The sequence below is a fragment of the Microbacterium halotolerans genome, assembly GCF_003569805.1.
Lineage (GTDB): Bacteria > Actinomycetota > Actinomycetes > Actinomycetales > Microbacteriaceae > Microbacterium > Microbacterium halotolerans.
In genome coordinates this window covers 392,569-406,002 of the sequence record NZ_KZ984051.1, presented here as the reverse complement: position 1 = coordinate 406,002, position 13,434 = coordinate 392,569, and the positions used below count along the sequence as shown (strand labels likewise).

10 protein-coding genes are annotated in these 13,434 nt (G+C 68.8%); 5 read left to right on the top strand and 5 right to left on the bottom strand.

What is annotated here, in order from left to right; genetic code table 11:
* Positions 1–8: 8 nt before the first annotated feature.
* A complete protein-coding gene (locus DZG09_RS01795; RefSeq protein ID WP_119696019.1) occupies positions 9–1,307 on the top strand; it encodes a dihydrolipoamide acetyltransferase family protein in 1,299 nt (432 codons plus the stop codon).
* Between the two features lie 6 nt (positions 1,308–1,313).
* Here the strand turns inward: DZG09_RS01795 and DZG09_RS01790 are convergent, their stop codons facing one another.
* Entirely contained in the window at positions 1,314–4,544 is a 3,231-nt protein-coding gene (locus DZG09_RS01790; RefSeq protein ID WP_162893107.1) for a DEAD/DEAH box helicase, read from the bottom strand.
* A gap of 53 nt (positions 4,545–4,597) precedes the next feature.
* Here DZG09_RS01790 and DZG09_RS01785 point away from each other — a divergent pair, with 53 nt between their 5' ends.
* The 4 genes from DZG09_RS01785 (at position 4,598) to DZG09_RS01770 (ending at position 7,763) form a co-directional block, all read left to right on the top strand.
* Complete coding sequence (locus tag DZG09_RS01785; RefSeq protein WP_119696017.1) at positions 4,598–4,798, top strand: ribosomal protein bL36; 201 nt, start codon at positions 4,598–4,600, stop codon at positions 4,796–4,798.
* A gap of 118 nt (positions 4,799–4,916) precedes the next feature.
* Entirely contained in the window at positions 4,917–5,939 is a 1,023-nt protein-coding gene (locus DZG09_RS01780) for a metal ABC transporter solute-binding protein, Zn/Mn family (protein ID WP_119696016.1), read from the top strand.
* A gap of 100 nt (positions 5,940–6,039) precedes the next feature.
* Positions 6,040–6,870, top strand: a complete 831-nt coding sequence (locus DZG09_RS01775) for a metal ABC transporter ATP-binding protein (protein ID WP_119696015.1) — start codon at positions 6,040–6,042, stop codon at positions 6,868–6,870.
* A complete protein-coding gene (locus DZG09_RS01770) occupies positions 6,867–7,763 on the top strand; it encodes a metal ABC transporter permease (RefSeq protein WP_119696014.1) in 897 nt (298 codons plus the stop codon). The genes DZG09_RS01775 and DZG09_RS01770 overlap by 4 nt, the downstream gene beginning before the upstream one ends.
* A 103-nt stretch (positions 7,764–7,866) precedes the next feature.
* Here the strand turns inward: DZG09_RS01770 and DZG09_RS01765 are convergent, their stop codons facing one another.
* From DZG09_RS01765 to DZG09_RS01750, 4 genes are all read right to left on the bottom strand, one after another.
* Positions 7,867–10,128 (bottom strand): beta-xylosidase family glycoside hydrolase, encoded by a 2,262-nt coding sequence (locus DZG09_RS01765; protein WP_119696013.1) that lies wholly within the window; start codon positions 10,126–10,128, stop codon positions 7,867–7,869.
* Between the two features lie 86 nt (positions 10,129–10,214).
* Positions 10,215–11,153, bottom strand: a complete 939-nt coding sequence (locus DZG09_RS01760) for a carbohydrate ABC transporter permease (RefSeq protein WP_119696012.1) — start codon at positions 11,151–11,153, stop codon at positions 10,215–10,217.
* On the bottom strand, positions 11,143–12,114 hold the full coding sequence (locus DZG09_RS01755; protein WP_119696011.1) for a carbohydrate ABC transporter permease: 972 nt from the start codon (positions 12,112–12,114) through the stop codon (positions 11,143–11,145). The genes DZG09_RS01760 and DZG09_RS01755 overlap by 11 nt, the downstream gene beginning before the upstream one ends.
* Before the next feature lie 6 nt (positions 12,115–12,120).
* Entirely contained in the window at positions 12,121–13,428 is a 1,308-nt protein-coding gene (locus DZG09_RS01750) for an ABC transporter substrate-binding protein (protein WP_119696010.1), read from the bottom strand.
* Between the last annotated feature and the right edge of the window lie 6 nt (positions 13,429–13,434).

Here is a 13,434-nt window from a genome sequence, read left to right as displayed (position 1 = left end):
GAGAGGATCTGCGCATGCAGACGTACAACCTTCCGGATGTCGGTGAAGGGCTGACCGAGGCCGAGATCGTGCAGTGGCACGTGGCGCCCGGCGACACCATCGCCGTCAACGACGTCGTCGCCGAGATCGAGACCGCCAAGTCGCTCGTCGAGCTGCCGTCGCCGTACGCCGGTGAGGTCTCGGAGCTGCTGGTGGGCGAGGGCGACACCGTCGAGGTGGGCACCCCGATCCTGCATGTCGCAGGCGCAGGTGAGCCCGAGGAGAAGGCCCCGGACGCCGCTGCCCCAGCGGACGACTCCGGTTCGGGCTCGGTGCTGGTCGGGTACGGATCGGGTGCCGACGTGCAGACCCGCAGGCGCAAGACGAAGCGCGAGAGCCCGGTCGCATCGGCAGTCGGCGTCGTCGCGAAGCCCCCAGTGCGCAAACTCGCGCGCGACCTCGGCGTCGACCTGAACGACGTGAACCCGTCCGGTCCCTCCGGAGAGGTCACGCGCGACGACGTCGTGGGGCACGCTGATCAGGCGAAGGTGTTCCGCAACATCGAGACGCCGGAGTGGCCGGCGGAGCGCGAGCGCTCGATTCCGATCGCCGCGAAGCCTGCCGACGACCGCTATGAGGCGATCCCGGTCAAGGGCGTCCGCAAGGCGACCGCATCAGGGGTCGTGAAGTCGGCGTACACGGCGCCGCACGTGTCGGTGTGGACGGACGTCGATGCGAGCCGCACGATGGACTTCGTGAAGCGGCTGAAGGCGCAGCCGCAGTTCGCCGATGTGCGGGTATCGCCGCTGCTGGTGTTCGCGAAGGCGCTGATCTGGGCGGTGCAGCGCACACCCGAGGTGAACTCGGCGTGGGTCGATACCGAATCGGGTGCCGAGATCCAGGTGCGCGGCTACGTGAATCTGGGCATCGCGGCGGCCACGCCGCGGGGGCTCATCGTGCCGAACATCAAGAACGCGCACGAGCTCAGCCTGCGTGAGCTCGCCGTGGCGCTGCAGAATCTGACGCTCACGGCGCGGGAGGGCAAGACGACCCCGGCCGATCAGCAGGCCGGCACCATCACGATCACCAACATCGGCGTCTTCGGCATGGACGCGGGCACCCCGATCATCAACCAGGGCGAGGCGGGCATCGTCGCGATGGGCGCGATCCGTCAGAAGCCGTGGGTCGTCGACGGCGAGGTGCGCCCGGCATGGGTCACGACGGTGTCGGGCTCCTTCGACCACCGCATCGTCGACGGCGACAAGATCAGCCGCTTCCTGGCCGACATCGCCGCCGTGCTCGAGGAGCCCGCCCTGCTGCTGGACTGATCGGACTCAGCCGAGCAGCTCGCGGTAGTCCTCGGCGGTGAAGGGGGTCGCTCCCGTGCCGGAGAGGACATCGTCGAACAGGCGGCGCTTCTTGGACTGCAGATCGAGCACCTTCTGCTCGATGGTGCCGGCGGCGATGAGCCGGTAGACCATGACGGGGCGGGACTGGCCGATGCGATGGGTGCGGTCGATGGCCTGCTCCTCCGCGGCGGGGTTCCACCACGGGTCGAGCAGGATGCAGTAGTCGGCCGCGGTGAGGTTCAGGCCGGTGCCGCCCGCCTTCAGCGAGATGAAGAACGCCGGGTCGTCGCCGTTCTCGAAGCGGTCGACCATCCGCTGTCTGTTCCGCTGGGTCGTGGATCCGTCGAGGTAGGAGTAGCGGATGCCGCGGTCGTCGGCGACCTCGGCCGCCAGCCCGAGGAACTCGGTGAACTGGCTGAACACCAGAGCCCTGTGCCCGTCGGCGACGATCTCTTCGAGCAGCTCGCCGAGGGCCTCGAGCTTGGCGGACGGGCCGGAGCCGCCGCCGAAACCGGGGTGCAGCGCCTCGCGGCGCAGCCGCGTGAGCGATGCGAGGATCTGCACCTGATTCTGGTTCACGTCGTCGAGCAGGCCGAGCAGCTTCTGCTGCTCGCGGCGGAAGCGACGCTCGTAGGCGCGCTGGTGCGTGGGGTGCAGCGGGATCTCGAGCACCTGCTCCGTCTTCGGCGGCAGCTCGGGTGCGACCTCCTCCTTGGTGCGGCGCAGCAGGAAGGGTCGCACTCTGGCGCGCAGCCGCTGGAGTCTGTCGTCGTCGTGATCGCGCTCGATCGATCGCTGGAAGTGCTCGCGAAAGTGGGATCGCGTGCCGAACAGGCCGGGAGCTGCCAGCGTGGTGAGGGCGAACAGCTCGAGGAGGTTGTTCTCCAGCGGCGTGCCCGTGACCACGAACGTCGTGGCCGCGCCGAGCATCCGGGCGGCCGCATAGCCCTTCGACGATGAGTTCTTCACCTGCTGCGCCTCATCGAGCACCACGATGCGGAACCCCGCATCGTGGAACTGCTCGGCGTCGAGACGCAGGATCGCATAGCTCGTGACGACGAGCGCTGCGTCGCCCATCGCCTCGGTGACAGGTGTGCCGCGCTTGCCGCTGGTCTCCCCGATCGCGGCGGCGGTCAGCTCGGGGACGAAGCGTTCGGCCTCGGCGACCCAGTGCCCGACCACGCTCGTCGGTGCCACGACGAGGAAGCGTGCTCCCGGCTCGTCGATGCGGGCCTTCTCGAGCGCGGCGAGCACCTGCACCGTCTTGCCGAGACCCATGTCGTCGGCGAGCAGACCGCCGAGGCGGTGCCTGCGCAGGAAGTCGAGCCAGCTGAACCCGTCGAGCTGGTAGTCGCGCAGCGTCGCTCGGAAGCTCGCCGGCGGGTCGCGCCGCTCGACCCGATCGTCGCCCAGCTCGCGCATCGCGGCGAACCAATCGGCGGTCTGCCGGTCGAGCAGGCCGACCTCCGCCAGTTCCTGCCACAGGTCGAGCTGGGTGCGCGGCAGCTGCGGATGCTCCGGTGGGCTGTCGGTGAGGGCCTTCGCCTCGGTGAGCACATCGCGCAGTCGGGCGAAGCGCTCATCGGTCAGCGGGAACACCGTGCCGCTGAGCAGCCGGAAGTACGTCTGCCCGCGCGAGAGCGCCGTGAGCAGCGCGCTGCTGGAGACCGGCTCGCCCTGGATCGTGACCACGATGTTCAGCTCGAACCAGTCCTCACCCGACGGGTCGGCGCCGATCGAGATCTGCGGCTCCTCCGTGGCGAACGAGTAGGCGGGAACCTCGTCATGCGCCTCGATGCGCAGGCCCTCGACGCCCCGGATGGCCGGCAGCACGTGCGCGAGGAACTCGACGGTCTCGTCGCGGTCGAGGTCGCGCGCGGGGAACACACGGTCGGCCCGCCTGCGCGCGAGCAGGTGCGCGAAGGCGCCAGCCGCCTGCTCGACGCGATCCATCAGGTCGCGCTCGGCGGCACGATTGCGCCGCTCGTCCGGTGCGTACTCCCACTCCCAGAACAGCCGGGCCATCGGATCCGCATGCCTGACGGCGAGCACGAGCTCGGGCAGCGGCGGCTCGGGAACGTCGAAGGTGCCGTCGCTCGAGACGAGCGGAGCGACCTCGCGCAGCTGCGGCAGGAAATCGCGCTCGAAGTCCGGGATGCGCGCGGCGGGGATCGTGAGATGGCCGGACGCGTACAGGCGGTCGAACTCCGGCGTCGTGGGCTGCTCGAGCGGGAGCAGCTCCGCGATGGCGTCATCGCGGCCCGCGCTGCGAGCGACCGCGACGGTGGGCGCGCCGATCGGAAGGAAACGGCTGCGCTCATCCGGGTCGCTCCGGTCGATGATCGTCGGATCGGCCCAGAGGCGACCGCCGACGATGCGCAGGTCGATCACGGCGCGGGAGGCGACCTGTGACACTGCGACGGGCTCCTGCCCTCCGGAGGCCGAGACGAACTCGACGCCGGCGTCGTACGCCGCCTGCAGCGCATCCCACAGTCCGCGCGACGGCGCGGCATCGAGCCTGACCCACGTGGGGGAGTTCCATGAAGACGCAGGCAGCATGCCGTGCGCGGTGGCCCTGCGCAGTCGATCGGCTGATGCGGCGAAGTTGTGCCGGCCGGAATGGATGCCCTCGATGTCGGCCAGTGCGCGCCAGCGCGGGTCGGGATCGTCGGACTCGGCGATGTGCGCCCACGAGATGCCGCCGCGCACCCAGGCACCGCTGGACCCGCGGATCGCCGGACGGATCGCGATGCCTCGCCCCTTCGGTGCGTCGGGCTCATGGCCCCTGATGTCGAACAGCAGCGCCAGCTCGCCAGGTGGGTCCGCCCGGCCAGGGTCGGTCGGCGGTGGGAGCACACCGCGCAGCGTGCGCTCCCACGGCTCGCCCTCCGGCGCACGGCGCGGGTGCTCCGGCCGGCCGACGGCGCCGACGCCGAACGGTTCGTCGTGCTCGGCGAGCACCGCGACCGCCGCGGCGCCGTGCGCGCACCCTCCGGCGCCGCAGTGCCCGCACCACAGCTCGACGCCGCCTGAGGCGTGCATCTCTACCTCGACGTTCAGTGCGCCGACAGCGACAAGCGCCGCCGAGAACTCGCGCCCCGTCTCCGCGCGCAGCACCCGCACCGGCACGCGCGATGCGAGTGCGCGCCCGTCGTCCGCGTCCTCCTCGGTGAACAGCGCATCCACATGCGCGTCGGTGAGGAGGATGTTCGTCATACCGTCGAGGCTACGGCGAGCCGCCGACATTCCCGCATCCGCGGAATCGGGCTGTGGAGAACACGGGCGAGGTCGAGCGCGTCGACGAGATCGATGTGCCCTACGCCGTCGCCCAGGTCGGGAAAGGGTCGGAGATCGTACGCCGGACGGCCGGGCCTGCTGCGAACTCGGTGCCGGTCATGCATGCGTCGTCGAGCGCCCGCGTCTATGTCATCAACAAGCAGAACCCGCGCTTCAAGGGGCGGCAGGGTTAGGTTGCTGTGCAGTTCGGAGTGCGACGGCCTCGAATTCGGCTCGCGGGCGGTCATCGTGCCGTGCGGGTGTCGTCGGTCTGATTAGGAGAACGATTATCGATAGGCGTATGATGGGGGCATGACACGTCGCACTCTCCCTGTCCTCTCCCTCGTCGCCGTCTCCGGGCTTGCGCTCGCCGGCTGCGCAGCATCCGGTGATTCGGAAGCGAGCGAGAGCGCGAGCGGCATCTCGATCGTCGCGTCCACCAGCGTCTACGCCGACCTGGCGTCCAGCATCGTGGGCGATGCCGCAGATGTCAGTGCGATCGTCGACTCGCCGACGGTCGACCCGCACGACTACGAGGCGACGGCGCAGGATCAGCTCGCGGTGACCGAAGCCGATCTGGCGATCTTCAACGGCGGCGGCTACGACCACTACATGGAGGAGCTCGTCGAATCAGGCGAGGTCGAGCACTCGATCATGGCCGTCGAGCACAACCACGACTACCCGGGCGGGGACGGTCACGCCGAAGGCGACGACGAGGATCATGCTGGAGCTGAGCATGATCACGCCGACGATCACCACGACCATGCGGACGACGAAGCGCACGGCGAGCACGATCACAACCACGTCGAGGGCTTCAACGAGCATGTCTGGTACGACCCGCACACGGTGATCCACGTCGTCGAGGCGATCGCCGAGGAGGCGGGCGAGCTGATCCCGGATGAAGCGGATGCGTTCTCGGCGAACGCCGACGAGCTGATCGCTCAGCTCGAGGGCCTCGAAGGCGAGCTCGAGACCATCGCCGCTGACCACGAGGGGCAGACGGCTGCGTTCACCGAGCCGGTCGGCGGGTACCTCACCGCGGCGGCGGGCCTCGAGGATGTCACGGCCGACGGGTTCGCCGAGGCCGTCGAGCATGGCCAGGAGGTGGCGCCCGCCACGCTGCTCAAGGCGACGACGGCGCTGGAGGACGGTGACGTCGATGTGCTGGTGCTGAACCCGCAGACCGCCGGGCCCGAGACCTCGGCCGTGCAGGACGCTGCTGAATCCGGCGGTGTGCCGATCGTGGAGTACGCCGAAACGCTGCCGGAGGGCGAGAGCTTCGTGGTCTGGATGCAGGCCAACATCGACGCGCTCGCCGCCGCACTCGACGACTGACGACCAGTACGGGCCGCCGGATGACCTTCCCGCACAGGGGCATCCGGCGGCCTGCATTCGGATGAAAACTGTTATCAGGATCAGAGGTAGAATCGTTCTCATGTCTTCACGCGCCCCCGTCCTCGACGTGCGAGGGGCCGGGTTGGAGCTCCGAGGGCGCGAGTTGTGGGCGGGCCTCGATCTGCAGGTCGACCCCGGCGAGTTCATCGCCGTGCTCGGTCCATCGGGGTCGGGCAAGACCACGCTGCTGCGCGCCATCCTCGGCCTGCAGCGCCTCAGCGAGGGCGAGATCCGCGTCTCGGGCGAGCGGGTGCGCCGCGGCAATCCGCGCGTCGGATACGTTCCGCAGCAGCGCCCGTTCCCGCTCGAGACGAACCTGCGCGGCCGCGACCTCGTGGCCCTCGGCGTGAACGGGGCCAGGTTCGGGCTTCCGATCCCGCGGCGGGGAACGCGGGCGCGCGTCGATGAGCTGCTCGATGCCGTCGGCGCCACAGGCTACGCCGACAGCCCGGTCGGCCGTCTCTCCGGAGGAGAGCAGCAGCGCCTGCGCATCGGTCAGGCGCTCGCCGACAGCCCCGACCTGCTGCTGTGCGACGAGCCGCTGTCGAGCCTCGACCTCGCCAATCAGCGTGCGGTCACTTCGATCATCAATCGGGAGCGGCGCGAGCGCGGGGCGAGCGTGGTGTTCGTCACGCACGACGTCAACCCGATCCTCGATCATGTCGACCGCATCCTGTACATCGCAGGCGGGCGCTTCACGCTCGGCACCCCGAAGGAGGTGCTGCGCAGCGACGTGCTCACCGATCTGTACGGCGCTCCGGTGTTCGTGATGCAGGCTGGCGATCGTCTGGTGGTCGTCGGCATTCCGGATGCGGATGCGCACCACGATCACGAGTTCGCGGCCGAGCACAACCACGAGGACGAGGCATGATCAGTCGCGTTGTTCCGTCGCTGGAGTGGGGCGATGTGCTGTCCTTCGAGAACTACGGCGCCCTGCTCCAGCTCGTCTCGAACGCGATCATCGCCGCCGGCGTGCTCGGCATCGTAGGCGGGCTGATCGGTGTGTTCATCATGCAGCGCGACATGGCCTTCGCCGTGCACGGCGTCAGCGAGCTGGCATTCGCGGGGGCGGCGATCGCTCTGCTCGCCGGAGCATCCGTCGTGGCGGGATCACTGGTCGGTGCCGTCGCAGCTGCTCTGCTGATCGGACTGCTGGGGTCCAAGGCCAGAGACCGCAACTCGATCGTCGGCGTGCTGATGCCCTTCGGCCTCGGCATCGGCATCCTGTGTCTGTCGCTGTACGAAGGGCGCAGCGCCAACCGCTTCAGCCTGCTCACCGGACAGATCGTGTCGGTGACGACGCCTGATCTCGGGTGGCTGATCGGCATCTCCGCCGCCGTGCTCGTGGTGCTGATGCTGGTGTGGAACCCGCTGCGCTTCGACTCGCTCGACCCGGCCTCCGCCGCGGCGCGCGGCGTCCCGTCGACGGCGATCAGCATGATCTTCATGCTGCTGATGGGCCTGGTCGTCTCGGTCGCCGTGCACATCATCGGCGCGCTGCTGGTGATGGCGCTGCTGGTCACGCCCGCTGCTGCCGCGATGAAGGTCATGCACGGTCCGCTCGCGGTGCCGCTGCTGTCAGCGCTGTTCGGCTTCGTCTCCGCCGTCGGCGGCATCATGCTGGCCATCGCGGGCACGCTCCCCGTGAGCCCCTACATCACGACGATCTCGTTCCTGATCTACGTCGTGTGCCGTGTCGTCGCCTGGCGCCGCGACCGCGCCATCCGGAACCGCCACCGCGCCGAGCAGCCCGTCACGGCCTGAGCCGCGCGTTCCCCGCGCCGCGAGCGTGCCACATGTGACCGAGCGTGCCGCTTGCATACGCACGCAAGCGGCACGCTCGGTCAAAAGGGTGCGTTCGACGGTGTCAGCCGTTGCGGCGGCGACGGACGAGGCCTGCTGCCATGGCTGCGGCGCCGAGGGTGAGCAGCAGCAGGGCGGTCGTCAAGACGGGAGCCGGGTCTGTGCCGGTGGCGGCGAGATCGCCGGGTCCCGTCGGTTCTGACCGACCCTCCTCAACAGCTCCGGTCGCGACCACGCGGAAGTCGGCGCTCACCGTCCCGGAATCGGTGCCGGCGAGCGTGACGGTGTGCATCCCTGCAGCCGTGTCACTCGGAATCGTCCAGGCGAACGAGACCGTGCCATCGGCGTCGGCCGTCTCCTCGCCCAGCTCCAACGGATCCGAGTTCATCACTCCTGTCACGGTCTCGCCGGGTGCGAAGCCGTTGCCGGTGACCGACTGCTGCTGGCCGGGCATCCGCTGCGCGTGCGTCAGCGCCGCCGTCGGAGCCGTATCGTCAGTGTCGGTGCCAGGGCCGTCAGGATCGCTGGGGTCGGTGCCCGGATCGTCAGGATCGCCGGGGTCGGTCATGCACTCCTCGTAGGCTTCCGCGTCGGGGGAGAACCGAAGCCAGTCGAAGCTCGCCGTGATCTCGGCGGTCGTCGCCGAGCCGCGGAAGGCGAACGGGCCGATGTGCGTGAAGCGGGGGACGCCAGGTGAGGTCTCGGCACCGAACGGCGATCCCAAACGATCGAACGTCGTGCCGTCGGACGACACCGAGCCCTCGATCTGCTTCCCGTCGCTGGTCAGCCGCAACCACAACTCGGAGCCGTCGTAGCGCTGCTGCGTCGTGAACGAGGGGCTTCCTGCCGACACCAGCTCGGTCACCCGGCCGGGCCCGGCCCGGCCCATGTCGAGTTTGACGTAGTCGGTGTCGGAGGCATACAGCAGCAGGCCCGCCTGCTGGTACTTCTGGCTCGGGTCGAGGCTCACCGTGGTGGTCACCTGCCATGCGCCGGTGGGGAGGGGCTGCTGCAGCAGCGGGGCGGCGGCGACGCCGCCCTCGTATGTGGGAATGGTCAGGGCGCCATCCGTCGTCTCGTGACGGGCGAGCTCTTCACGGATCGTGCGCTGCCAATCGTCGCCGAGCGCGCTCTCGAACTCGTCGGAGCCCGGCGCCGCGCAGGTGGCGAACACCGGGTTGTCCTCGTCGGCGGGGAACCCGCCGAACGGCGGCTCGACGACGGTGTCGGCACCGTCCTTCGCCCAGGCGATCGTGCCGCCCAGGCGATCGCCCGACTCGTAGAAGAGATAGGTCTCGTCGCCGTCCTCGACGATCTCCGGCGCGGCCACACGGCCGACGTCGGTGCCCAGACCGCTGGCCTCATGCAACACGATCGGCAGATCGCCGACGTCCCGCAGCGTCGGGTCGATCGTCCGTGCGTAGCTCTTCCCGCTCGAGGCGTGGTAGATGACGTAGAGCTGTCCGTCGTGTTCCCAGATGTTCGCAGCCGACACGTTCGCGCCCTCTTCGACCCCCGGCTCCACGACGGGTGCCGGGTCGACGACCCAGGTGCGGGCATCCACCGACTCTGCGAGGCGGATGCGACGGATGCCCCGGAGCCCGCCGTCGACAGGTGCGTCGTCATTGGCCATGTAGAACATCGCGTACTCGTACTCCGAGTCCGGATCGGGGTGGTCGAAGACGCGCGCGTAGCTGGACTCCGTGACCTTCGGCGTTCCGGGTGCATCGCCCATCGCATTGGTGACCGCCTCGCCGCCGTATTCGAAGGTGACGCCGTCGTCGCTGGTGGCGTACCGGGTGACGGAGTTGTCGCCGTGGAAGTAGAGGAACAGCTTCCCCTCCTCGGCGTTCCAGAACGCGTCGGGTGACGAGACATGTCGCGCGCCCGGCCTGCCGTCTTCGAGGTTGTAGTGCGGCTCCCAGACGCGCGAGATCAGCGGGTTGCCCTGGTGCTCCGTCCACGGCCCTTCCGGGCTGTCGGCGTACATCAGGATGATGCCGCCGGGATCATCGTGCGGCGCCGTGTACAGATACCACTCGCCGAGCGGATCCTCGAGATGCGCGCCGGCATGGAACACGCTCGGGAAGATGTACTCGTTCGCACCGAAGTCCATCTCGGGCTTGTCGGTGACGATGCCCTGGTAGCCGAACTCTGGCCAGTCATCGGGCGGCGGAGCCACTTCTGAGGCGGTGACGGCGCCGGATGCCGGGGCCGCCGTTGTCGCGGAGGCCGGCAGCACTCCGGTCGAGGCGACGGTCGCCGCCGCGGCGACTGCGGTGACCGTCAGCGCGGCTCTGCGCAGACGTCTGATGGTGGATCTCATTCCTGCTCCTTTTCGGTGGGCGCCCGGATCCGGGCGTGACGAGTACCGGGCACCTCGTATCCGGTGCCCGCATGGAGAGCCGCGACTCAGCCCTTCAGACCGGTCTGGGCGAGGCCCTGCACGAACTGCTTCTGGGCGAAGAGGAACACCACCAGCACAGGAACGACCGTGAGGGTCGTCGCGGCCAGCTGCACGTTCCACATCGGGCCGCCGTAGGCGTCGACGTACTGCGTGAGCGCCTGCGGCAGAGTGAACATCTCCTTGCTCGACAGGTAGACGATCGGTTCGAGATAGAGGTTCCACGACTTCAGGAAGGTGAAGATCGCCACGGCCGCGAGCGCGGGGCGCGACAGCGGGAACGCGATCCGCCAGAAGATTCCCCACCTGCCGAGGCCGTCCATCCGGCCAGCCTCCTCCAACTCGCCCGGCAGACTGATGAAGAACTGCCGCATGATGAACACGCTCAGCACGGCGGGAGCACCGAAGATCGGGATGATGATCAGCGGCCAGTGCGTGTCGATCAGGCCCAAGCCGTTGACCAGCCGGAACAGCGGCACGATCGTCACCTCGCTCGGAACGAGCAGGCCGATCAGCACGATCAGGAACAGCGCATTCGCGCCGGGGAACCGGATGCGGGCGAACGCGTAGCCCGCCATCGCCGCGACCAATATGGTGCCGACGGTCACGATGACGGCGATGTAGAGGCTGTTCCAGTACTGCTGCGCGAACGGCTGCAGCCGGAACACCTCGCCGTACGCATCGAAGCTCGGGTTCTCCGGCCACAGCGTCGGAACGCTGCGCAGGATCTCGCTCATCGGCTTCAGACTGGAGGTCGCCATCCACCACGTCGGGAAGACGAACGGGATGCTCAGCACGGCCAGCAGGGCGACGAGACCGACGGTGGTCCATCTCCGCTTGGTGCGGGAGCTCCCCGCACGCGCCGGGCGAGGCGGGGCGGTCGAGCCGGTGACGACGGATGTGGTGTCGGCCGGATCGACGTCGGCCAGCGGAGCGTCAGTTCTCATGGAAGACCCACCTCTTTCGCGTCTGCCACTGGATCAGGGTCAGCACCAGGACGATCAGGAACAGCAGGACGGAGACGCCGCTGGCGTAGCCGAAGTCGTTGAAGCGGAACGCCTGCTGATACAGGTAGTAGACGAGCACGGTGGTCGAGTTGCCCGGTCCGCCGCCGGTGAGCACCGCGATCTGCGCGAACACCTCGAGCGATCCGACGATGGTCAGGATCGACGTGAGCAGGATCGTCGGGCTGATCATCGGAAGGGTGATCGAGCGGAACCGGCGCCACGCGCGTGCGCCATCGATGCGCGCGGCCTCCATGATCTCCTCCGGCACGCCCTGCAGGGCGGCCAGGAACAGGATCATGTTCATGCCGACGTTCTTGAACACCTGCACCACGATCACCGAGATCATCGCCGTGACGTCGTGCCGCAGCCAGTTCGGCCCTTCTGCGCCGATGAGGGCGAGGAAGCTGTTCACGCCTCCGTCTGCCTGCAGCAGGAAGCTCCATACGATCGTCCAAGCCACCAGCGACACGACGACGGGGGAGAAGAAGAAGGTGCGGAAAGTCGTCGTGCCAGGCAGCTTCTGGTTCAGCAGCACCGCGAGGAACAGGGCGAGCGTGATGTTGAGCACGACGAGCCCGATGGAGAACCAGAGGCTCGCCAGCAGGGAGTCGTGCAGCCCCTGGTCGGTCAGCATCCGCTCGTAGTTCTCGGCGCCCGAGAAGACGAAGGTGTTCGCCAGCACGTTCCAGTCGTGCAGCGAGAACCAGAACACGGCGACCAGCGGTGCGATGACGAAGGCTAACGCGCCGAGCACGGCTGGTGCGACCATCGTGTACCCCACGATCCAGTCGCTCCGTCTGGCCGCGGACACGCGTCTGCGCCCACCCGCGGGGCGGGAAGCGCGCCCCGCGCCTCCCCGCCCCACGGCTTCGACCGCTCCGGGTGCGGCTGTGGTGGTCATCCGGTATCAGCCCTCCAACAGGGGCGCGATCGCATCGCAGGTGTCGCTGAGGACGCCCTCGACGTCGGCATCCGCGCTCCACATCGCGTCGAGCTCGGAGCGCACGGTGTCCTGCAGCTTCGCGAAGTTCGCGTGCGTCGGCTTGGTCACGGCGTCCTGGATGCCGTCGACGACGACCGCCTGCAGTTGGTCCTCGCCGAGCTTCGGGTTCGCCGCTGCGAGCGTCTCGGAGTTCAGCAGCGACTCGCGCGGCGGCGGGAAGTACGTCGCCAGCTTCTCGGCGTTCTCAGGGTTGGTGAAGTGCGCGAGGAAGTCCGCGGCGATGGCGGGGTGCTCGGCATTGGCGAACACGCCGATACCGGCCTGGCCGATCACGTTCTGCTGGCCTGCAGGTCCCGCGGGCATCGGCACGAGGCTCCATCCGAAGGAGTCGTCCAGCGCGGATGCGCGGCTGATCTGCGTGATTGTCATCGCGGCGTCACCTGCGAAGAAGTCCGCGGTGGTGCCGGGCTGCGGCATCGCGTCGTCATCGAAGGTCGCATCGTGGATCCACGTCATCGCGTCGACCATCTCCTGGTCGGCGAGCGTGCACTGCGCGCCGTCCTCGCTCCACGGGGCAGCGCCCCAGCCGTTCCACACCGTGGCGAGGTTCTCCCACGCCTGGTAGTCGAAGTCGCGCACGACGAGGCCCTGCTTGCCGGAGGCGGCAGCGGCAGCGGCGGACATGTCGCGGGCCGCGTCGAAGGTCCACTCCCCGGATGCGACCAGGTCTGCCGGATCGTCCTGGCCGGCGGCCGAGAGCTGGTCGGTGTTCACGAACATCGCGAACGGGCTGTTCGAGAACGGATAGGCGAACAGGCCGTCGTCCTGCTGCCAGAGAGCGAGCGACGACTCCAACAGGTCGTCGTAGGCGTACCCATCGGTCTCCTGCAGCGTGGGCGCGAGGTCGACCAGCGCCCCGCTCTGCACGAACTCCGGAGCGTAGCTCTCCAGGATCCAGCCCAGATCCGGTGCGTTGCCTCCGGCGAGCTGCGTGGTCAGCGACGTGGTGTACTCCTCGAACGGAATGGCCTCGAAGGTCACCTCCGATACGAGATCCGGGTTCTCGGCGACGTAGGAGTCTGCGATGTCCTGGAACAGGCCGAGCTGCGTCTCGTCCGCCGTCCACACGGTCATGCGCAGCTCCACCGGCTCGTCGGGAGTCTGCGTCTCGGTGGGGGAGCTGCTGCAGCCGGCCAGTGTGAGCGCGGCAGCCGCGACGCCGCCTGCGACCGCGAGCGGCGCGCGCCTGCGGCGCGATTGCGGATGGATCATGATGTT

Excerpts from the sequence above, each read along its gene's own strand:
- DZG09_RS01750 (WP_119696010.1), bottom strand. The coding sequence starts at position 13,428 with ATGATCCATCCGCAATCGCGCCGCAGGCGCGCGCCGCTCGCGGTCGCA.
- DZG09_RS01770 (WP_119696014.1), top strand. The coding sequence starts at position 6,867 with ATGATCAGTCGCGTTGTTCCGTCGCTGGAGTGGGGCGATGTGCTGTCC.
- DZG09_RS01760 (WP_119696012.1), bottom strand. The coding sequence starts at position 11,153 with ATGAGAACTGACGCTCCGCTGGCCGACGTCGATCCGGCCGACACCACA.
- DZG09_RS01765 (WP_119696013.1), bottom strand. The coding sequence starts at position 10,128 with ATGAGATCCACCATCAGACGTCTGCGCAGAGCCGCGCTGACGGTCACC.
- DZG09_RS01790 (WP_162893107.1), bottom strand. The coding sequence starts at position 4,544 with ATGACGAACATCCTCCTCACCGACGCGCATGTGGATGCGCTGTTCACC.
- DZG09_RS01755 (WP_119696011.1), bottom strand. The coding sequence starts at position 12,114 with ATGACCACCACAGCCGCACCCGGAGCGGTCGAAGCCGTGGGGCGGGGA.
- DZG09_RS01775 (WP_119696015.1), top strand. The coding sequence starts at position 6,040 with ATGTCTTCACGCGCCCCCGTCCTCGACGTGCGAGGGGCCGGGTTGGAG.
- DZG09_RS01780 (WP_119696016.1), top strand. The coding sequence starts at position 4,917 with ATGACACGTCGCACTCTCCCTGTCCTCTCCCTCGTCGCCGTCTCCGGG.